The organism is Balneolaceae bacterium, from assembly GCA_034521495.1.
GTDB lineage: Bacteria > Bacteroidota > Rhodothermia > Balneolales > Balneolaceae > Rhodohalobacter.
This window is the reverse complement of the sequence record JAXHMK010000010.1, coordinates 157,733-179,028: the sequence shown is the minus strand read 5'-3', so window position 1 is coordinate 179,028 and position 21,296 is coordinate 157,733. Positions and strand designations below refer to the sequence as shown.

General features: G+C 40.8%; 17 protein-coding genes. 5 read left to right on the top strand and 12 right to left on the bottom strand.

The features are described 5' to 3' along the window. Positions 1-3: 3 nt before the first annotated feature. Together U5K72_09600 and U5K72_09595 are read left to right on the top strand one after the other, a co-directional pair. Positions 4-891 (top strand): DUF4249 family protein, encoded by an 888-nt coding sequence (locus U5K72_09600; GenBank protein ID MDZ7719057.1) that lies wholly within the window; start codon positions 4-6, stop codon positions 889-891. Positions 892-1,080: 189 nt separating this feature from the next. After that, complete coding sequence (locus U5K72_09595; GenBank protein MDZ7719056.1) at positions 1,081-1,209, top strand: hypothetical protein; 129 nt, start codon at positions 1,081-1,083, stop codon at positions 1,207-1,209. A 261-nt stretch (positions 1,210-1,470) separates the two neighbouring features. On the opposite strand, the gene U5K72_09590 is transcribed toward U5K72_09595, so the two are convergent. The 4 genes from U5K72_09590 to alaS form a co-directional block, all read right to left on the bottom strand. Next, positions 1,471-2,712 (bottom strand): pyruvate dehydrogenase complex dihydrolipoamide acetyltransferase, encoded by a 1,242-nt coding sequence (locus U5K72_09590; GenBank protein ID MDZ7719055.1) that lies wholly within the window; start codon positions 2,710-2,712, stop codon positions 1,471-1,473. A gap of 377 nt (positions 2,713-3,089) precedes the next feature. Then, the gene (locus U5K72_09585; protein MDZ7719054.1) at positions 3,090-4,073 is read right to left on the bottom strand and encodes a pyruvate dehydrogenase complex E1 component subunit beta; all 984 of its coding nucleotides are present in this window, start codon (positions 4,071-4,073) and stop codon (positions 3,090-3,092) included. Between the two features lie 53 nt (positions 4,074-4,126). Then, a complete protein-coding gene (pdhA, locus tag U5K72_09580; GenBank protein ID MDZ7719053.1) occupies positions 4,127-5,227 on the bottom strand; it encodes a pyruvate dehydrogenase (acetyl-transferring) E1 component subunit alpha in 1,101 nt (366 codons plus the stop codon). 91 nt (positions 5,228-5,318) lie between these two features. Beyond that, positions 5,319-7,979: an alanine--tRNA ligase gene (alaS, locus tag U5K72_09575; GenBank protein MDZ7719052.1), complete on the bottom strand. Its 2,661-nt coding sequence runs from the start codon at positions 7,977-7,979 to the stop codon at positions 5,319-5,321. A 392-nt stretch (positions 7,980-8,371) separates the two neighbouring features. Here alaS and U5K72_09570 point away from each other — a divergent pair, with 392 nt between their 5' ends. From U5K72_09570 to U5K72_09560, 3 genes are read left to right on the top strand one after another with little or no spacing between them, the layout of a single operon-like run. Continuing rightward, the gene (locus U5K72_09570) at positions 8,372-8,938 is read left to right on the top strand and encodes a DUF502 domain-containing protein (GenBank protein ID MDZ7719051.1); all 567 of its coding nucleotides are present in this window, start codon (positions 8,372-8,374) and stop codon (positions 8,936-8,938) included. Between the two features lie 9 nt (positions 8,939-8,947). Next, positions 8,948-10,084, top strand: a complete 1,137-nt coding sequence (locus U5K72_09565; GenBank protein MDZ7719050.1) for an aminotransferase class V-fold PLP-dependent enzyme — start codon at positions 8,948-8,950, stop codon at positions 10,082-10,084. A gap of 1 nt (position 10,085) precedes the next feature. Further along, a complete protein-coding gene (locus U5K72_09560) occupies positions 10,086-10,994 on the top strand; it encodes a YihY/virulence factor BrkB family protein (protein MDZ7719049.1) in 909 nt (302 codons plus the stop codon). Here the strand turns inward: U5K72_09560 and U5K72_09555 are convergent. The 8 genes from U5K72_09555 to U5K72_09520 all read right to left on the bottom strand — a co-directional run bounded on the left by U5K72_09555 (position 10,991) and on the right by U5K72_09520 (position 21,084). Beyond that, positions 10,991-11,467, bottom strand: a complete 477-nt coding sequence (locus U5K72_09555; GenBank protein ID MDZ7719048.1) for a hypothetical protein — start codon at positions 11,465-11,467, stop codon at positions 10,991-10,993. The genes U5K72_09560 and U5K72_09555 overlap by 4 nt on opposite strands. Positions 11,468-11,480: 13 nt before the next feature. Beyond that, positions 11,481-14,570 (bottom strand): CusA/CzcA family heavy metal efflux RND transporter, encoded by a 3,090-nt coding sequence (locus U5K72_09550; protein MDZ7719047.1) that lies wholly within the window; start codon positions 14,568-14,570, stop codon positions 11,481-11,483. An 18-nt stretch (positions 14,571-14,588) separates the two neighbouring features. Further along, entirely contained in the window at positions 14,589-15,758 is a 1,170-nt protein-coding gene (locus tag U5K72_09545) for an efflux RND transporter periplasmic adaptor subunit (protein MDZ7719046.1), read from the bottom strand. Positions 15,759-15,838: 80 nt separating this feature from the next. After that, entirely contained in the window at positions 15,839-17,080 is a 1,242-nt protein-coding gene (locus U5K72_09540; GenBank protein ID MDZ7719045.1) for a TolC family protein, read from the bottom strand. Between the two features lie 71 nt (positions 17,081-17,151). Continuing rightward, the gene (locus U5K72_09535; GenBank protein ID MDZ7719044.1) at positions 17,152-18,477 is read right to left on the bottom strand and encodes a HAMP domain-containing sensor histidine kinase; all 1,326 of its coding nucleotides are present in this window, start codon (positions 18,475-18,477) and stop codon (positions 17,152-17,154) included. After that, positions 18,464-19,150, bottom strand: coding sequence for a response regulator transcription factor (locus U5K72_09530; GenBank protein MDZ7719043.1), 687 nt, complete (start codon positions 19,148-19,150; stop codon positions 18,464-18,466). Before U5K72_09530 ends, U5K72_09535 begins: the two co-directional genes overlap by 14 nt. A 71-nt stretch (positions 19,151-19,221) precedes the next feature. After that, positions 19,222-19,848, bottom strand: coding sequence for an ABC transporter ATP-binding protein (locus U5K72_09525; GenBank protein ID MDZ7719042.1), 627 nt, complete (start codon positions 19,846-19,848; stop codon positions 19,222-19,224). Positions 19,849-19,851: 3 nt separating this feature from the next. Further along, entirely contained in the window at positions 19,852-21,084 is a 1,233-nt protein-coding gene (locus U5K72_09520; protein MDZ7719041.1) for a hypothetical protein, read from the bottom strand. Between the last annotated feature and the right edge of the window lie 212 nt (positions 21,085-21,296).

Sequence of the window (21,296 nt, the reverse complement as noted above, 5' to 3'; positions counted from 1 at the left end):
CAAATGAAAAAGCTTTACTTACTCCTACCATTACTTTTACTTATTTCTGCCTGTGAACAGTACGAACAGGACTCTTTTAAAGAGTATGTGGTGGTAGAAAGTTATGCAGTGGCGAATGACTCACTGCCGGATGTATTTGTGCGAACTACCGCCCGAACTGATCAAGAGTATAATGCATCCGAATTGGTACTCAATAATGCCGATGTTCAAATTGTTCTGCTTGATGATAGTGATTCAGATGAAGAGGTTTTTGGATATAACTTTAATAATGAAAAGGAAAAGTATGTACCGTTAAATCAGAATCACAGAATGTTGCCAACCCGAACCTATCGGCTGGATGTTAGTTTTGATGACCGGCCTGAAGTCATCCAGACATCAACAACTATACCGGATGATTTTGAGGTGATCAATGAGATTCCCGAAACGATCGTCTATCAGGGTAGTCAGTTCGAATTAGTACTCTCACCCACTGAAAAAACACAACCACAGAATATATTTGTGTTTACTGCTATAGCTCTCCATGCAAGATTGGATAACATGACACCTTTTTATTTTGCAGCTTTAGATGATGATAATGTTGAACTTTCAGATTTCCAGGTAAATTCTTCCGGTTTGATCAATGAAGAGAGTTTTTCCCGAAATGATGATGAAACAATACGACTGAAGTTCCCATGGATAGGAGTTGCCTTTTATGGCGAAACCCGAATTGTCACACAATCCGTCGATAAAAATATTGCTGATCTCGTGAGATCGCAGAACGTTCAACTGGGTGGCTCCACCCTCTCCCCCGGAGAAATTCCCAACCTGATCTATAATGTTGAAGGGGGGATTGGAGTTTTCGGAAGTTTAGCCACGGATACGGTTTCAACAATTATTTTAAATCCGTTTTAATAAAGTACAACGGGCAGCTTGCCCGTTACTGTTTAACTCATGCCTGTTGATAGGTGTAAATCAGGATAGCCGAATATCAATCAACCCTCAAACTTCCTTCTTCGCCAGAACAACAAATGGTGGTGCCGGACAGGCTGTCCGTACGTACAACGGGCAGCTTGCCCGTTACTGATTAACTCATGCCTGTTGATGGGTATGAATCAGGATGGCCGAATATCAATCAACCCTCAAACTTCCTTCTTCGCCAGAACAACAGATCGTGATGCCGGACAGGCTGTCCGGCGTACAATGTACAACGGGCAGCTTGCCCGTTACTGATTAACTCATGCCTGTTGATAGGTGTGAATCAGGATGGCCGAATATCAATCAACCCTCAAACTTCCTTCTTCGCCAGAACAACAGATCGTGGTGCCGGACAGGCTGTCCGGCGTACAATGTACAACGGGCAGCTTGCCCGTTACTGATTAACTCATGCCTATTGATGGGTGTGAATCAGGATGGCCGAATATCAATCAACCCTCAAACTTCCTTCTTTGCCAGAACAACAGATGTGGTGCCGGACAGGCTGTCCGGCGTACATTAGAGCAGCATACTCAACGGATTCTCAAGAAGCTCCCGTAATGTATTCAGAAAGTCGGCCGCTTTGGCTCCATCCACAACCCGGTGATCACTTGAAAGGGTAACCTTCATTCGTTTTCCGGGAACCACTTCTCCATCTTTCACAACGGGAACATCCCGAATCGCTCCAACAGCCAGAATGCAAACATTCGGTGGATTGATAATCGCAGTAAACTCTTCAATTCCAAACATTCCGAGATTACTTACAGTAAATGTGCTTCCTTCCATCTGCTCAGGCTGCAATTTTTTCTCTTTTGCAAGGCCGGCAAGCTCTCGTGTTTCGGTTGAGATCTGACGCAGATTTTTCTTATCTGCATGATTGATCACCGGAGTCATTAAGCCCTCTTCGATTGCAACGGCAACGGCTATATTTACATCGCCGTGCTGTCGAATTACATCATCCATCCATGATGAGTTTACATATGGATGTTTTCGAAGGGCAGCTGCACAGGCTTTCACAACGATATCATTGAAACTGATCTTCACTTCACTGATCTCATTCAGACGATCCCGGGCCTGAATGGCATGCTCCATGTCGATATCAACTGTCTCATAGAAATGCGGATTTGTAAATTTGCTCTCAGCAAGACGACGAGCAATGGTCTTCCTCATCTGAGAGATCTTCACGTCCTCATCCTCCTCTGATGTATACTGTATCTGAGTAGCAGGAGCAGCAGCCGGCTTAAAATCTTCAATATCTCGTTTGATGATTCGCCCTTCGGGACCTGATCCCTCCACACGATTTAGATCAATACCTTTATCTTCAGCCATTTTTCGTGCAAGCGGAGAGGCTTTAATTCGTCCATTCCCTGTAGGTGCCGGTGGTGCTTTTTCTTCTTTCTGTGCTTCTTTTTTCTCTGATTTTTCTTCCTTCTCATCTACTTCTTCTTTCTCCTCTTCAACTTCAGCTTTTTCAGGCTCTTTATCACCTTCTGCCTCGTCAAGAATATCGCTGATATCTTCACCTTCTTCACCCACTACGGCTATCAATCCGCCCAACGGAATAGCATCCCCCTCTTTGGCAAGAATTTTGAGAATTGTGCCATCATCGAACACTTCCACTTCCATCGTGGCTTTGTCCGTTTCTACCTCGGCAATTACATCCCCGGAACTTACTTCGTCCCCTTCTTCAACATTCCATTTTGCGATAACCCCTTCTTCCATGGTATCGCTAAGTTTAGGCATCTCAATTTTTACAGCCATAGTATTCGTTCTTCAAATTTGGTTTAGTATCGATTTAAACTCAGTGTTAAATTCTTCTGGTACAATATTAAGTGAAAACGCAAAAGGCAAAAGTGAAAAGTGTTAATTATTAATGGCGCGAGCGTCCCGCTTGTGCCAATTTATAAGTGGAATCACATATCGCTTACTTTATAGCCACGAAAACACCAAAACACGAAAAAAATCTCAAATCTCAAATCTCAAATCTCAAATCTCAAATCTCAAAAAGAGTATGAATGATTGCATAATATCCCAAAATTTATTTCTTGATGGCGTAAGCGTCCCGCTTGTTGCCAAACAAAAAGTTGGAAAGGAGCACAAGCGAGACGCTTGCGCTATCCTTTAAGTATATGATAAATTTAATTCCGATACGTAACTGCATTTACGGCATCAATCACTTGCTTGGCATCAGGTAACCAGAGATCAAACAGTTTTTTAGAAAACGGGGCACTTACATCTGGTAATGTTACTCGTTGTACTGGTGCATCCAGGTAATCAAAGGCTTCGCGCTGGATCAAAAATCCAGCTTCTGATGCCATTCCGCCAAATGGATGTGCTTCATCTACAACTACACACCGGTTGGTTTTTTTAACAGATTGAATAATCGTTTCAATATCGAACGGCTTGATTGTTCTCGGATCGATGATCTCCATCTCCACACCATCTTTTGACAACTCATTTGCTGCCTGTTTTGCAATGTGGTACATCTTTCCGGTGGCAACTACAGTAACGTCATCACCTTCACGCTTCACTTTTGCCTTCCCAATTTCAATGGTGTAATCATCCTCCTCGGAAACCTCCCCTTTCAAACCATACATCTGTTCTGATTCCATAAAAATTACGGGATCATCACTTCGAATAGCTGATTTCAGCAATCCTTTTGCATCATCAGGCTCAGAGGGATAGATCACGGCTAATCCGGGAAATTGAGCATACATGGAGTCATACGCTACAGAGTGAGTGGCACCAAGCTGTCCGGCGGATGCATTAGGCCCTCTGAAAACAATTGGAACACTCACCTGTCCACCCAGCATATATTTTACTTTTGAGGCGTGATTTAAAATTTGATCGGCAGCAAGTACAGCAAAATTCCATGTCATAAACTCAACAATAGGGCGTAAACCATTCATAGCTGCCCCAATTCCGATTCCTGAAAATCCAAGTTCAGAAATAGGGGTATCAATCACTCTTTTTAAACCATATTTATCGAGAAGGCCTTCCGTAACTTTATACGCGCCATCGTACTCAGCAACTTCTTCTCCCATGATGAATACATTTTCATCCTGAGACATCTCTTCATCAATTGCTTCACGGATTGCTTCTCTAAATTGTAACTCGGCCATTCTGTTATTTCTTAATAATTATCGTTGGTTAGCTGTCAATTAATTAATGAACATTACTGTCTGTCATGAATGTAAGGCGTACCCGTAAACATATCCTCATAAAGTGCCTCATCTTCAGGAAGATCTGATTCCTCGGCAAAATCAATCGCTTCAAGAACTTCGTCTTCTATTCGATCCTGGATTTCATCAATTTTTTTCTGCTTTACGATTTTTTCATCCAATAGATAAGATTTCATTCGTTCAATCGGATCCACATTTTGGTACTCCTGCAACTCTTCTTTGGTTCGATATGTGCCGGGATCAGACATAGAGTGCCCGCGATATCGGTAGGTTCTGATCTCTACAAAATATGGTTCGCCCTCTTTTCGAACATTTTCAGCTATCTCTTTTATATTTTCATATACAGTAAAGGCATCCATTCCGTTAAAGACAGCACTTTTCATTCCATAACCTTTAGCCCGTTCATGAATCTCACCCACTGTATGTCTTCGGGCGGCTGTTCCCATCGAATATCCATTATTTTCCACAACATAGATGCAAGGTAATTTCCACAGCTGACTGATATTCAGCGTTTCATGCAGTGAACCCTGGTCAACGGCGCCATCTCCAAGGAAACAAGCAGTTACGCGGTCGTTTTCCTGGAATTTATTTGCAAAAGCAATTCCACCACCTATGGGAATATGTCCTCCTACAATTCCGTAGCCACCCCAGAAATGATTTTCAGCTTTGGCAAAGTGCATCGATCCGCCTTTACCTTTCGAACAACCTGTTGTTTTACCATACAATTCGGCCATACCCTCTTTCGCTGTCACACCCCGGACAAGTCCCCATCCATGATCTCTATAAGCGGTGATAATATCGTCATCGTCATTCAAAGCAAACACAGTTCCAGTGGAAACCGCTTCCTGTCCTATATATAGGTGAAGGAATCCTCCAAACTTACCCTTCTGATACATCTGCATTGCCCGTTCTTCAAACCGACGCTGCAAATACATCAATTCGAACATCTCTACGACATCGTCATCAGATAGACCTAAATCATCATGCTTTTTCTTTGTGACATCCGGCAGATCTACTGACTTGTCTATTTTACCGTTGTTACTATTCTTCAGGCCTACGGGCGCAAAAATAGCTTCCTTTTCTTTCTTCGCCATAACGTTCGCTAAAAATGTCCTGTTCTAATTTCTATTAGTTGCAAAATATACCCAAAATTTCAGAAGTTTACAGACTCGTTGATACAGGTTTTTACAAATTCTGATCTTCTATCCACTCTTTTGCTGCCTTTAAAGCTTCTGAGATTTTTTCAGGAAAACGCCCTCCGGCGGTGGCAAGATTCGGTTGTCCACCACCCCCTCCGCCAACGGTTCTGCCTAAAACAGACACCAATTCCCCGGCTTTCATTCCCTTACTGACAAGATCATCCGTAATTGCAGCCAGCAGATAAACCTTGTTTTCTTCCTCGTTGACGGTAGCCAGAACGATTACACTATTTTCATCCTGTTTATTTAGAGCATCATAGCCAGACTGTTTGAGCTGGTCCATTGAACCGCCATCCAGCTGTCCAGTAAACAGTTTAATGCCATTTACACCTTGGCCGTTTTCAAGAATTTCGTCAAGTCTTCCGGCTGCTTTTTGATGCTGAAGTTTTTTGAGTTCTTTTTCCAATCTCTTTTTTTCTTCCAGAAGTTCCTCAACGCTTTGTTTTGGATCAGCTTGATCTCCCAAAAGTCCTTTCAGGCTTTCAACAAGTAAATGCTCTTCACGAAGTAATTTATCTGCACTTTGGCCAACAACAGCCTCTACCCTACGAATACCGGCAGCTACGGATGTTTCATTTGTAAACCGAAAATAGCCTATTTTCCCTGTTGCGTCCACATGAGTTCCACCGCAAAGTTCAACGGAATATTCCGGATCAAACGTAATCACGCGAACTTTTTCGCCATATTTTTCACCGAAGAGCATCATAGCACCACGTTTTTTTGCCTCATCAATCGGTACGGCTCGTTCCTCCCGAAGCGGAATATTTTCCTGTATTTTTTGATTGATTCGCTCCTCAATCTCATTTAACTCATCTTTTGTAACTGCTTCAAAGTGAGAGAAGTCAAACCGGAGCCTGCCCGGTTCAACCAAAGATCCTTTCTGAACCACATGCTTGCCGAGGTTTTCACGAAGAGCGGCATGCATCAGGTGGGTTGCGGTGTGATGTTTTTCCGTTTCTTGTCGCCGATCCGTATCTACTTTTGCGGTCCAGGTTCCACCCAGATCTTTTGGAAGTTGATCAACATAATGAACATGACCATCTAATGTTTTCTGAACATCTAAAACTTTAATTGATGCTCCATTCTTTTCAAGAACACCGGAATCAGAAATTTGTCCACCTGATTCAGCATAAAAAGGACTCTTATTCAGAAGAAGTAATTTATCATCTCCATCTTCAGCCCAAGCTGTAATCTGTACGTCGGCTTCAAGATTATCATACCCAACGAATTCAAACTCTTCATCAGCTATTTCTTTCCACTCAATTTCACTTGATTCCGATGAAGAAAATTTACCGGCTTCCCGAGCTCGTTTTTTCTGCTCATTCATAAGCTGATCAAACCCCTCAACATCCACATCAATTCCCTGTTCCCGGGCCATCAACTCAGTCAGATCGATTGGAAATCCATACGTATCGTGTAGTTTAAAAGCATCCTCTCCGGAAAGTGTGTCGGTCCCCTCAATCATCTCATTAAACAATTCAATACCCTGGCCGAGAGTATTCAGGAAACTTTTCTCTTCAGCCACAACTACATTTTGCACATATTCTTGCTGCGCATGGAGCTCAGGGAATACACTCTTAAACTCCTCAGCTAAAACGGGAACAAGTTTACCCATAAATGGTGCATCAAAATTCAACCGGTCCCAGCCGTATCGAACAGCACGTCTCAAAATTCGCCGGACGACATATCCTCTGCCTTCATTCGATGGCGAAGCCCCATCCGCAATGGAAAAACTGACTGCCCGAATGTGATCGGCAATCACCCGCATGGCGATATCTATCTCTTCGTCATCACCATATTTTTCCCCTGAAAGCACAGAGATTTTGTCCAGGATCGGTGTAAAAATATCGGTATCGTAATTAGATTTTTTTCCCTGTAAAACGGCACATAATCGCTCAAAACCCATTCCGGTATCCACATGTCGGGCGGGTAGTTTTTCGAGTGAGCTGTCTTCCTGCCGATTATACTGGATAAATACGAGATTCCAGATCTCCATCACCCTCGGGTCGTCCATATTTACGATCTCTGAACCAGGTTTCTTTTTGCGCTCTTCATCCGGGCGCAAGTCAATATGAACTTCTGAGCAGGGGCCGCATGGTCCGGTCTCACCCATCTCCCAGAAATTATCCTTTTTGCCAAACTTCAGGATATGATCGGGCGAAATAGATGTTTTGGATTTCCAAAGCTCTATTGATTCTTCATCCACCGGCAGGCCATCTTTCTCATCTCCGCCAAAAACGGTAGCGTATAATCGATCCGGTTCCATTCCCCATCGGTTAACCAATAGTTCCCAGGCCCATTCAATCGCTTCCTCTTTAAAATAATCTCCAAAGGACCAGTTGCCCAGCATCTCGAAAAGCGTGTGGTGGTAGGTATCATGACCAACTTCTTCGAGATCGTTGTGCTTTCCGCTCACACGAATACAGCGCTGGGTATTGGCCGCTCGTTTCCAGAGTTTTCCTTTTTCTTCAATCCCCTCCTCTTCATCCAGGAAAATCGGTTTAAATTGGTTCATTCCCGCATTGGTAAAAAGCAGCGAGGGATCGTCTTTCGGCACCACCGGGGCACTGTTTACAATCAGATGCTCTTTCTCTTTGAAAAATTCAAAAAACTCGTTTCTTATTTCTGTGGATGACTTTGTGGACATATAAATATTATAAAGGTCGTACAGATTATTTCTAAAGCTTCATAAAATAGAAAATTTTGCGCTTAACCTCATCCGAATTACATGAAAATATGGTTTTAAAAATCCTAAAAAGGGTGACTCAAACAAATATCGAACACTGAATAATTGATCACTAATCTTGAACAACTCTCACTTCAAGGAGGCTTTGAAATACCCATCTGTCGGTTGGTTTTACCGGCTGATGGGTGTCCCCAACCCGTCAGCCCGCACATACAGCGTGCAGACGGGCAGTAATGCAAAGCCCTCTTCAACATTCCTTTCTTATATTGGATATTCAATATTCCCGAACTACAGCTCTCATGACTGGAATTCGTTCTGTATCTTATATTCATCTATTCATTAAAATTTAATGTATGAAACAGATATTAAACTACTTCTTTCGCGGTCTGCTTTTTGTCCTCCCGGCATTTGCCACATTTTATGTAATTATTGTCATTGTTAACTGGGCGAATGCCACTCTGAATTCACTTTTATTTTCATGGCTGCCTTTCCAAATTCCGGGATTGGGTATTCTCAGTGCCTTCATATTGATTGTATTACTTGGCCTGGCGGTTTCCTGGACTATTTCACGTCCAATCTTTTCATACTTCGAAAAGCTGATCTCCAAAACTCCTTTCGTAAAAATAATCTACACTGCTTTCAAGGATTTTACGGAAGCCTTTGTTGGGAATAAGAAAAAATTCAATAAACCAGTCGTTGTAAATCTGGTGGATGGGGTGGATCGAATCGGCTTCATCACAGAATCAAACCTCGATCTTTTTAATTTAGAAAACCGTGTTGCCGTCTATTTTCCTCATTCTTATACCTTTTCCGGGAATCTTTTTTTTGTTGATCCGGCCAAGGTTACTCCACTTGATATGAATCCAGCCGAAGCGATGAAGTTTGCCGTCAGTGCAGGTGTAACTCAAATCGAACAATAAAAGTAAATAATGGACAAAACTGAGATTCGAACGCTATTTCCTCATATTGAAAAAGGTCACATCTACCTGAATCATGCCGCCATCTCTCCTATGTCGGACAAAGTAAAACTGGCACTGGAGTCATTCCTGGCAGACAGAAACAGCGGCGGTATCGATAATTTTGAGCAATGGATGGAATTGACCGAGGAAACCAGGGAGTTGATTTCTGAGTTGATTAGTTCATGCGCATCAGATCGCATCACCTTTATGGGGAACACCTCAGATGCACTCTCCGCTGTTGCCGAAGGAATTGAATGGAGTGATGGTGATCAAATCATCCTCAACACAATGGAATTTCCATCCAATATTCAGCCTTTTCGAATTCTTGAAAACCGTGGTGTAAAAATAATCTACCTCGAACCAGATGAGGCCGGGCAAATTACACCGGAAATGATTGAGGATGCCATCACACCCAATACAAGAATGGTATCAATCAGTTTTGTTCAGTACCTGAATGGTTTCAGGGCTGATCTAAAATCAATCGGAGAAATTTGTAATGCTAATGATCTCTTCTTCGTTGTGGATGGAATCCAGGGACTGGGTGCCTGCCCGATTGATGTTCAGGATTTCCATATCGATGCGTTAGCAAGCGGCTGCCACAAATGGCTGATGAGCCCGATGGGGATTGGATTTTTATATCTCTCTGAAAATCTCGCAAAACAACTCCGACCGGCCAAAACCGGTTGGTTATCAGTAGAGGTGCCCTGGGAACTTTCCAATTTTGACCAGCAATGGCAGCCAATATCCAGACATTTAGAAACCGGAACCTATAATACAGCAGGAATCGTTGGGTTACATGCATCCCTCAAAAATCTCCTGGAAACAGGAATTGAAACGATTGAGGTTGAGATTTTACAACACACGGATTTTTTATTCTCGAATGTGTCGCACAGGAATGATGTTGAAATTTTAACACCCACATCAGTTAAAAATCATGCGGGAATATTTACTTTTAAAATTTGCAATCGCCAATCGGCGGAGGATATCGTGGCAAAACTCAAAACAAAAAATATTACAATTTCTGCCCGTCAGGGTTTTATAAGAATTTCACCTCACTACTATAATACAGAGGAAGAACTTGAAACAGTTTTAAATTCTATTTTTTGAAATGAAAATATTATTGAGAGATACCTGGCGTCTGATTGTCGCTACAATAAACAAAGCTGTTGAGGATGAGATTTTCACCTTTAGTGCCGCAATCGCTTTTTACACCATCTTCTCTTTCGCTCCCATTTTGATTTTGCTTCTCTATCTCGGTGGAATTTTCTTAAGTGAACAGATGATTATCGAACAGATTCAATACCTGGGTGGTGATTTTCTGGATAAATCGGTTATTAACAACATGAATCAATATCTCTCGCAACTAAATTTGGGAGAGGGCGGTTTATTTACAACAATTCTTGCAATACTTGCCATAATTTTTGGTGCAACGACCGTAGTGGGGGAACTAAAAATGGCCCTCAACAGAATCTGGAATGTAAAAGAGGTAAAAATGAATTCGGTCTGGAATTTTCTGTTTAACAGGCTCCTCTCATTCGGAATGATTTTACTTTTTAGTATTCTTTTAGTCCTCTCTCTTATTGCAGAAGCGGCGCTTGGAACAATTGGTACCTGGTTAGTTGATTTTTTACCCAGCTTTGGACTCGATTACTATAAGGTGATTTCTCAAATCTCAACAATTGTTATAGCTACCATCGCATTCACAGCGATTTTCAGTATTCTTCCGGACATTCAGGCAAAATTAAAAGATGTTGTAGTTGGTGGCCTGGTAACCACCATTCTTTTTCTGATAGGTAAATACCTGATCTCTTACTATTTCACATCGGCAGGAATTGCCACGGCCTATAAAGCGGCCGGCTCTCTTATCATTTTCATCATTTGGGTTTATTATAATATTCTTGTGGTACTGATCGGAGCTGTATTTACACAAATTTATACAGAGCGTTATGGCGAAAAAATTCTGCCTTACCGGTTTAGTTACCTTGAGGAAGTGCCTAACATTCACAAACGGGATTAAAAGCCAATATTTGAGTCAAATAATTCAATATTACTTAACTCTATGTTATGGCGAATTTCCCCTCCTTTGTAAGCTGTAAAGATCAGAATGAGGAGCGTAAGAACAGCAGTTATTATTAAGACCCCATACAATGTTTTTTCTAAACGAATATTTACATTGGTTGATACAAGGATAATGATTCCCAATCCACCCATAATAATGGAGAACCAAAAGGCTATTTCTGCGGCTTCTTCATGATCATGAATACTTTCATGAGAAATGGATATAGAACTCTCCTCTATCTGTTCTTCAGCTGCTTCCCCACTTTCTATAGCAACATAACTCATCATTGCTCCAAGTATTAAAAGTACAAGACCTACCTTTCGAACTTGTGGTAATTTTTTAAGCAAACCCCATGAAATAATTACAATTCCAAATAGTGTACTAAATATTGGAAAGTGATTTAAGACAAGATGTAAATGAGCTCCATTCATTTTTCAGGCTGATTTAGAACAGTTCCTTTTCATGTACAAGCTCTTTCCCCTTTTCCATCCAGTGATAGATTGTTGGCAGAACCAGAAGTGTTAATAATGTAGATGTAATTAAGCCTCCAATAACTACAGAAGCCAGGGGCCTTTGTACTTCAGATCCGGGTCCGACATTAAAGGCCATAGGGATAAAACCCAGGCCTGCTACAAGTGCTGTCATCAGAACCGGGCGTAACCTGTCACTTGATCCTTTAATTACGGCTTGTTTCAAACCAACTCCCTCTTTACGTAAATCATTTAAGTGTGAGATAAGCACAATGCCATTTAAAACTGCAACGCCAAAGAGTGCAACAAAACCTATACTTGCTGATACAGATAGATACAATCCGCGAATCCAAAGTATAAAAACGCCTCCAGAAAGTGCAATCGGCAGATTTAAGAAAATGAGCATGGTGAACCTGAATTTACCAAACATCATATAGAGTAATCCCAGAATGATTAACAGTGAAATTGGAACTACAATTAACAGGTGATTCATTGCGCGCTGCTGATCTTCAAACGCACCTCCATATTGTATAAAATACCCGGCGGGGATATGAACATTTTTATTGATTGTTTCCCTTAGGTTAGCCACATAAGTACCTGTGTCAATATCAATTATATTGATTCCAAGAATAGTACGTCTCCAACCATTTTCACGTGCAATTTCTCTTGGTCCTTCTTCAGCATAAATATTTGCAACTTGCTTTAACGGTATATATCCACCATCCCGCAATTGAATGGGCACGTCCATAATATCCTGAAATCGATTACGAAGATTTTCAGGAAGCCGAACAATAATATCAAACCTCCTTTGTCCTTCAAAAATCTGTCCGGCTGAACTTCCTCCGATTCCGGTTTCAATAGTGTGCTGGATATTATTGACGTTCAAACCGTATGATGCTACGGCTTCCCTGTCAATTTCTATATTGAAATATGGCTGCCCACTGCTCTGCTCCAAATAAAAATTATCCGTGCCCTCAACTGAGTTCAAAACCCCTGATATTTCTGCACCAATAGAGTTGAGAGTGTCCAGGTTTTCACCGAATATTTTCACTGCTATATCCGATTTTACTCCGCTTGTAAGTTCATCTACCCGCATTGCAATCGGCTGGGTAAAGTTATATGAAAGTCCCGGTTCTGTCTCGAGATAGGGCCTAATCTCGTCTATAATATCCTCTTTTGTTATGCCATCCCGCCATTCTTCCCGGGGGTTTAAAATGACCCATACATCTGTTTGATGCACACCCATCCAATCATTTGCTAAGTCTGATCGACCCGTTTTTGGAACAACTGATTTAATTTCAGGAATTTTATCAGTCAGATTTCCTGCAAGCCAATTGGCATTTTCTACGGATTCGTCTAAGGTGACTGAAGGCATACGAACTTGTTCAATTAAAATAGAGCCTTCATCCAGTTCAGGTAAGAATTCAGTTCCAAGGAAAGGCATCACTATCATTGATGCAATAAATACCACGATGGCCGAGCTGACGGTTATCGCTTTTTTGTTCAGACTTTTTTTAAGAAATTTCTCGTAGACCGGTTTGAGCCAGTTGATAACATAATTTTTCCGAACTTTTATACCTTTACTAAATACAATTGCTGTCATGGCCGGAATGTAAACCAGTGCTAAAATCAGAGAACCAAATACTGCTGTTGATACAGTTATAGCCATGGGGCGATATAGTATTCCTTCCATGCCTGAAAATGTCATAATGGGTACATAAACCATCAAAATAATTAACACACCAAAAAAGATAGGACGAGCTACTTCATGTGCTGCCTCACGTATCACAAGCAACCTGGATTTATCAGATCTGTCATGATTGAGTTTGTCTACTATATTTTCAACCATTACTACGGAGCCATCAACAACCATTCCAAAGTCAATAGCGCCAAGACTCATCAAGTTAGCTGCCAGTCCCAATTGGTCCATCCCTATAAAGGCAAAGAGCATAGATAGTGGAATTACAGAAGCAACAATTAAAGCACCCGTAATTTCACCAAGCAGCAAAAGTAAAACTGCAATTACAAAGAATCCACCCTCTACAAGGTTAGTAATTATTGTATCTGTGGTTCGATCTACAAGATCTGATTGATCATAAAATTTTTCGATTCTCACTCCCTCGGGAAGACTGGAATTTACCTCATTAATTTTTTCATCAATGTTTGCAATCACTTCTCTTCCATTCCCACCGCGAAGCATCATTACAATTCCGGTCACTATTTCGCCATTGCCATCTTTTGTAACAGCTCCCTGGCGAAGTTGTCTTCCAAGCTGAACGGTCGCTACATCGCGAACATAGATAGGGCGGCTGTCTAATTCTTGTACAATAATATCTTCAATGTTTTTAACACTTCCGATCTGGCCAAACCCCCTGATTATATACTGTTCCCTGTTATGCTCCAGGTAGTTACCCCCAGATACACTGTTATTATTTTCAATCGCATCGGTAAGATCTCTTAACCCAATGCCAAAATTTCGAAGTTTGGCCGGGTCAACAGATACTTCATATTGCTTTACAAATCCGCCAAATGAGTTAATTTCTGTTACACCCTGAATGGTTTTTAACTGAGGTGCAATCAGCCAGTCCTGGATTGTACGCAGCTCTGTTAGTGTGTGATTATTGCCCCGTACCACATACTGAACAATCTCTCCCAAAGCTGTTGAAATGGGTCCCAATTGAGGAGTAGATACTCCTCCCGGCAGATCTCCTGCAATGCTTTGAACACGCTGGCTAACCAGTTGCCGTGCAAAATAGATATCGGTCCCCTCTTCAAATTCAATCGTTACTGCAGACAAACCAAATTGTGATATCGACCGTACTTCTTTGATATCCGGCAACCCATTCATAGCCGTTTCTATGGGATAACTTACCAATCGTTCAACATCATATGGTGAATATCGTCCGGCTTTCGTTATAACCAGTACCTGAACCGGTGTGACATCCGGCTGGGAATTAATAGGAATATCCGATAGTGAAAATATGCCACCGGCGGCCATCAATATCACCAGTGAGATCGCAACAAATTTCTGCCTTAAACTAAAATCTATAATACTGTTTAACATAATTTCTACTCCCTGACGTTAGTCTGCATATTTTTCAAAGCGTTCAAGTGCCTTCAGGCTAAAAACCTGAGTTGTAGCTATTCGTTCTCCCTCTTTCAAACCTGATTCGATGATCGCTTTATCATCTGTTAAGCGAGTGATAAGTATGGTTCGTTTTTCGTAAATAAGTGGAGAAGTTTGAACAAACACCGTTGCATCTGAACCTTCGTATTGAACGGCACTCAGTGGTATGCTTATCATATTTCCTTTAAGCTCGGCAGTGTATCTCAAGCGTACATTTTGTCCAACAATTGGCCAGCCATTCTGTGTTTCTACAATTGTATTTAATACGATGGATTTATTGGTCTCATCTAATGCAGGATTTACTGTCGTAACCTCCGCTTCAATCCGTTGTGCACCATAACCCTCCCCTTCCGATCGTTCAGCAATCATCAATCTACTTCCTTCTCTGATAAATGGGGCGTCCGCCGGTGATACAAAACCTCTCACCAACACCTCTGTATTATCAATGATATCAAGAAGTTCTTCATATGCATTTACCGATTCACCCAGTTCAATGAGATGTCTGTTTAGTACACCGGAGATCGGCGCATAAACAGTGAGCCTGGAATTTGGAGCTGAAGTTCGGGGATTCCACTTCTCCATCACATTATCAGTTAACCCAACCGCTCTTAACCTGGCAATGGAAGCACTGAGTGTTGTTTGAGCTCTAAAAAGATCTGCCTGTGCCCGTTCTAAGGTTCTTTGAGGACTTATTTTCTCTTCTGTTAAAAATTGCAGACGTTCGACCTGTTGTTCCTGGTAAGCAATTTCGGCTTTAGCCTCCAGGTAATCAGCTACCAGATTTGCAAACTCAAGACTTTCTAACTCAAGAAGCGGCTCTCCTTTTTCAACACGCTCACCTTCATGAACATAGATCCTTGCTATTCTTCCATTTATTGGAGCACTCACTACAGATATTCTTTCCGGTGCACCATAAACCTGGCCCGGTGCTCCTATTTCAAAAGAAAAATTTTCAAGTGAGACCGTATAATGATTGATATCAAGCATTTCGGCCTGTTGATCTGTAAGCTCTACAATAATTTTTCCCTCTCCACCGGTCAGTGACGGAGGGGCTCCCGGATCTACAGATGCTGTATCTCCACCGGTATTTTCCCCACAAGCTGATAGTAGTAATAATGGGATCATGATGAAGAATAAATTAGAAAACTTGGTTTTTTGTAAATGATATTTGGACGTAGAAAACATGATGATGTGCAATAATAGGTTCATTGTTTAAAAATGATATCTTCCTGCAAGTATCTTTCTAATTCGATAATTCTCAGGTAGTAATCGCGTAGCGTTTGGTAGTAAGCTTCCTGTGTTCTCAGATAGGTTCGCTGAGCTTCTAAAAGGGTAAGTAAGCCCAACTCGCCCATTCGGTAACCGGTTTGTGTCATATTGATGAGGTCTACCGACTGTGATTGAATTGTCTCACGAAAACGCAGTATATTCTCTCGGCTCGATTGATAACCATGCCAAGATTGTTCAGCTTGTTTTTTCAGCAAAAGAGAGATGTCTCTTAACTTCCATTCGGCTTTCCGAATATTGGCATTCGCTCTCTTAACCTGTTTCGACTGATCGATTCCAAACCACAAAGGAATTTGTACACCTACTTCAAATCCGTAAAAATCATATTGGTTTCCGAAATCCTGTCTATAATAGCTTAAGTTCAAATCGGGCAGGTAACTACTTTTTGCTGCCTTTTTTTGATACTCTGTTGCTTCCCGTTCCAATTCAACCATCTTAATTCTTGGATGCTCGTTTAGTCGCTGCATTACCAGCTCCTGGTCTATATTCACCTCGGTATATTGGAGCGTATCAGGAAATGAGATGTCGTACGTTTGTTCATCTTCGCCAAGGCCAATGGTTTGAAATAGGTTATACCTGGCATCCATAAATTGCAGACTTGCCAGTTCTAAATTGTTTTGAGATTCCCTCAATTGCAGATCCGCTTGAATAGCATCGATTTGGGATGATTCACCAATATCTGACCTGGCCCTTGCAGCTCTTCTCAGGTCTTCAAAGAGATCGACCCTCTCCTGAGCTAAAGACAGAATTCGGATAGCATATGCAAGTTTGGTATAAGCAGACTTTACATCAGCTTTTACAGATATTTGGAGTGCATTTAACTGTTCGCGGAGTGATGACGTCGTTGAACGTTCTACCCTGTGTTGATAAATACTCGTTAACGGAAACTGAATTTGCTGAGATACAGACCATCTCTGTTCAGTAAACATTCCCTCACCTATACCCTCTCTGAAGTAAGAAATTTCAGGTTTATCCAGCCCAATGGTTAAAGTTTCATTTTGTTCCTGGGCTCTGATTTGATAGGTCAGCTGGTTAATTTTTGGATTCTGCTGATAGGCAATCTCAAGTGCACCTTGAACACCAAGATCATTTACATCTACCGAATCTGCACTCTGCATTTGAAGAGAGATGAGAAGAGATAAAAATACTAAAAGAGTCATATTGCTTATTCGCTTTGATCATTAGCAGTTATTAATCAAAGTTAAAAAGCAAATCTGTAGAGAAAATGGATTTAGAAGTAAATAGTAATTATCGCACCATTATTTTTACTGTTTTCTGCCCTACAATCAAACCCATGCAGATCGCAGATACTCTTTACAATCGACATGCCAAGGCCATTCCCTTTTTCTACGATGTTATTATTTTTAACCGGTTTTCCCTTTTTGAATCGATCAAACACGGTACTGAGTAACGAATCGGGAATTCCGGGTCCATTGTCCCGAATAGTTACATGCGGTCGTTGGTTGTCAACTTTCATAAAAGATATAGATACCTCAGCCGAGTCTGGTGAAAATTTGATAGCATTTTGCACAACATTAAATATAGCAGAGTGAATTAATTCCCGATTTCCTGATACAATTATATTGCCTTGAATATTTTTGTTAATGCTGATGTTCTTTAAAAGTATAAAATCATCAAGTTCTCTTAATACATCATCAACAATTCCCCGAATATTCACCTGATCATTTAAATGGAACTGCCTATTTTCAATTCGGCTGATCATTAGTAATGCATTGCTTAAGCGGCTCAGGCGAACGGCAGTCTGTTGAATCTCACTGGCTGAAGATGTAATTTCTTCGTCAATTTTTTCTGAGTTGGTTAATATTTTTTCGGCTTTTTGGCGAATGATAGAAAGGGGGGTTAACAGTTCATGGGATGCATTTTGAATGAACATCTTTTGATCTTCAAACGATCGTTTTACCTGCATCATCATGCTATTCAATGCATTGTTAAGTACATCAATTTCGTAGGTATCTGAATGTGGAAATGTCTCGTTAAATTGTGTTGGATTTTTTATGGTTTCCAAAGTGTCAACTGTTTCATAAAAAGGAAACAATATTCTATTAATAACAGCTTGGTTCATCAAATAGAGAAGTAATATCCAGATGAGTAGTGCAGCAAGAATGGTGAACAGAATCGTTGAACTAATTCGGTTCCAGGCAGCAACCTCTTCATATAGCGTTAGACGGTAAATATCTTCTCCCATAGATACAGTAGTCACAAGTCTTCGGTATTCTTCTCTTGAAGCATTTTCCAGATCTGTTCTCAACGTATCTATGGTGCTAAATACATTTTTATTGGGTTCAATTGTCCCATTGTAGTGTTCTATTTCAATCCATTCATTAGAAATAATATTCCCCAGTTGCTCAAGCATCTCCATACTTGCCGGATTTTCATCGATTTGAGTATTGATGTCATATTTGTGTTGAAGAAGATGATTATCCAATTCATCATAAACTGTCTGCTTAATCAGGAAATACATGCCAATACTTGTTATCAAAAACACAATAACAGACAACAGAATATTGCTGAGAAGTATTTTATTATTGAGCTTCATTTTCAACCAGTTTATATCCAACCCCGTAAACCGTTTCAATGAGGTAATCAGCGTTTACTTTCGACAATTTTTGGCGGATATTTTTCATGTGAGAATTAATAAAATCCAGTGAGAATCGATCATCCACCTTACTTCCCCAAATGTGTTCGGCAAGCGAAATACGGGTTATAATCTTATTTTTATTTAGCATCAGATACCGAAGTATCTTATACTCTGTTTCGGTAATATCCAGTGCCTTTCCCTCATACGAAACACCTATTTGATCCAGATTTAGAAGAAGGTTTCCAGCTGATATTTCATTTTCGTTGATTTTAAACTTTCTTCGTAATACCGCATGAATTCTGGCTCTCAATTCAGCCATTGAAAATGGTTTTGCAAGATAATCGTCACTGCCAAGTTCTAAACCGGCAACTTTATCTTCGATCTCTCCCCTGGCGGTTAAAATGATTACAGCCGTATCTTCTGATAGTTTTTTCACGAATCTCAATAGATCGAGACCATCTCCATCCGGCAGGCTTAAGTCCAAAAGAAATAAATCATATTCTTCCGCTATCAGGCATTCTTTTCCCTTTTTGAAGGTTTCAGCACGATCAACTATAAATTGTTCATCCAGGAGCTGTTCCTCCAACTCATCGGCCATCAAAGATTCATCCTCAACAATAAGTGCTCTCATATTTTTCTAAAGCGATTAAATGCATTTGAACATTCCGTGAACATGAATAATTGTTTCTTTTAAGAAATTATTTATTTCAATGGAAATTCAATAATCTCATCAAAGAAATCAGGATCAGAACCCATGGAATGAGAGGACATAAGTACGAGTTTATCATTCTGTTTTGCATCGCCCAGGAGATCAAACACTATCTCACGGGTAGAGGCGTCCAATCCGCGGAGTGGTTCATCTAAAATCATCAGTTTTGGCTCTACAATAAATGCAGCCGCTATCTGAGTTTTCTTTTTCATACCGGTTGAAAAGGTTCCAATCGGCTCATTTCGTTCAACAAGAGCAAGTTTATCGAAGATTTGGTTGATCTTATCTTCGGAATCATCATCCCAAATGGATCGGCTTCTCATCACCCATTCCAACAACTCCCTCGCACTCAGATGTTTCGGCAGAGATTCTTCATCGTGAACTAACCCAACATGCTGCAAATATTGATGGGGGGAGTCGTGAATATTCAGCCTGCCAAACAGAACCTCTCCAGATGTTGGAAAAGAGTTAACCGATAAAATTCTCAGAAAGGTCGTTTTTCCTGATCCGTTGGGACCAATCAAGCCTACAATTTTGCTCTTTGAAAACGTACGGGAGATATCAGAAAATATCGGCTGGCCGGGTTTATATTGCTTCGTTAGATTCTTGAGTTCAAGCATTCGTTAGGTTTTGAGATCTTGCTTTAATTTTACAGTTCCTGCAAAAGATACCAACAGTGCGCTAAGGAGATAAACCAGCAGGACAACAGATTGCTCAGCAAACCCCGGAACTCCAAAGAGAAAATATTGGACGTTCATACTCAACAAAAGCGGAACAAGCCAGCGGAGTTGCATCCAGAATCGGCTCAGTGTCCAGATTGATTGCTTATCAATCCAACGTAATATCCAATGAGGGGCCATATCTTGTTGAATACTCATTATGGTGAACAATTGATGTGCAAGGGCGAAGAGAATCCAGATGATGGTTAAAAATTGTGGATCTGGTCTTTGATAGGCAATAAACCAAACCGCGGCATGACCTGCGGCAACCGCTCTTCCCGCCGGAATTTTTCGATCGATCTGCAGAAGAAATTGCCACACATGCATTTTTAACCGGGCAGGTACCCACCAAAGTTGATCAACTTCACGTTTACTGATTACCATATCATCTCCGGCGGTATCTCCAAAAAACTCACGGAAAAAGGCGTCTGATGCATAAAAATTTTGATCAAGTGAATAGGAGTGTTTCTTCAAAAAATAGATTCCGTACATAAATATGATGAGGAAAAACATCAGCTCGAAATAGAGGCTGAAGTTTTGCTGTATTACTGCCCCGATCACGATCGATAGAGCCCCCAAAGAAAAAACGATGATTGTATTAATCAGACTTGGTAATGAGCTGGGATCAACTTGCTGATACTTCAGATACTCAGAAAATAGTTGTTGTCTCTCTCCTTTGGCCGATTCCTTCCAATATTGAGATGATTTACCGCTCTTTGAATATCTGACGATTGAAACCATAATCACGCCATTTAAAAGAAACAGGCTTCCTGCAAAAAGAATAAATTTCTCGAACAGAAAAGAGAATGGAGTATGAAGATCACCAAAGAAAATCAAAAATATCAATAAATAGACCGGCCAAACCAGCCTTAGAATTTTCTTAAAGAAATAATTTCGTAATGAGAGGGAAGAAAAATTTCCCAATTGGATGACCGCAAGATTATGATCCGGAAAAAGAATGTATGGTGTTAAAAAAGCTATCAAAGCGGTTAGTGAGAACAGAAAAAAACGATTCGTGACAACCCGCTCATCCAATCCACTGGTTCCGGTCCAAAAAAGTGCAAGGCAAACCGTTAGTACCAGGATAAAAATTAGCCAGTATTTGGAGAGTCCCTGCTGGATGGAAATGTTATTCACTGGCGATGGTTAAATAATCAATTAAAAATTGAGCGGTAATATAAGAGTGTCTGGATTAAATATTTGAAAAGAGACATGGTATGTCTTTTCTCATAAGCCTAAAATGATAAATCAACTAAATCAAACTTAATCTTGTAAATGAAACTCTATATGTTTCTCAGACATACCATGTCTAATGGTTACATAGAATCTCCATCCAAACTAAAATATTT

Coding starts and splice junctions, on each gene's coding strand:
- alaS (MDZ7719052.1), bottom strand. CDS start 7,979: ATGTCCACAAAGTCATCCACAGAAATAAGAAACGAGTTTTTTGAATTT.
- U5K72_09555 (MDZ7719048.1), bottom strand. CDS start 11,467: ATGAATGGAGCTCATTTACATCTTGTCTTAAATCACTTTCCAATATTT.
- U5K72_09585 (MDZ7719054.1), bottom strand. CDS start 4,073: ATGGCCGAGTTACAATTTAGAGAAGCAATCCGTGAAGCAATTGATGAA.
- U5K72_09550 (MDZ7719047.1), bottom strand. CDS start 14,570: ATGTTAAACAGTATTATAGATTTTAGTTTAAGGCAGAAATTTGTTGCG.
- pdhA (MDZ7719053.1), bottom strand. CDS start 5,227: ATGGCGAAGAAAGAAAAGGAAGCTATTTTTGCGCCCGTAGGCCTGAAG.
- U5K72_09600 (MDZ7719057.1), top strand. CDS start 4: ATGAAAAAGCTTTACTTACTCCTACCATTACTTTTACTTATTTCTGCC.
- U5K72_09590 (MDZ7719055.1), bottom strand. CDS start 2,712: ATGGCTGTAAAAATTGAGATGCCTAAACTTAGCGATACCATGGAAGAA.
- U5K72_09530 (MDZ7719043.1), bottom strand. CDS start 19,150: ATGAGAGCACTTATTGTTGAGGATGAATCTTTGATGGCCGATGAGTTG.
- U5K72_09525 (MDZ7719042.1), bottom strand. CDS start 19,848: ATGCTTGAACTCAAGAATCTAACGAAGCAATATAAACCCGGCCAGCCG.
- U5K72_09595 (MDZ7719056.1), top strand. CDS start 1,081: ATGGGTATGAATCAGGATGGCCGAATATCAATCAACCCTCAAACTTCC.
- U5K72_09535 (MDZ7719044.1), bottom strand. CDS start 18,477: ATGAAGCTCAATAATAAAATACTTCTCAGCAATATTCTGTTGTCTGTT.
- U5K72_09540 (MDZ7719045.1), bottom strand. CDS start 17,080: ATGACTCTTTTAGTATTTTTATCTCTTCTCATCTCTCTTCAAATGCAG.
- U5K72_09560 (MDZ7719049.1), top strand. CDS start 10,086: ATGAAAATATTATTGAGAGATACCTGGCGTCTGATTGTCGCTACAATA.
- U5K72_09545 (MDZ7719046.1), bottom strand. CDS start 15,758: ATGATCCCATTATTACTACTATCAGCTTGTGGGGAAAATACCGGTGGA.
- U5K72_09565 (MDZ7719050.1), top strand. CDS start 8,948: ATGGACAAAACTGAGATTCGAACGCTATTTCCTCATATTGAAAAAGGT.
- U5K72_09570 (MDZ7719051.1), top strand. CDS start 8,372: ATGAAACAGATATTAAACTACTTCTTTCGCGGTCTGCTTTTTGTCCTC.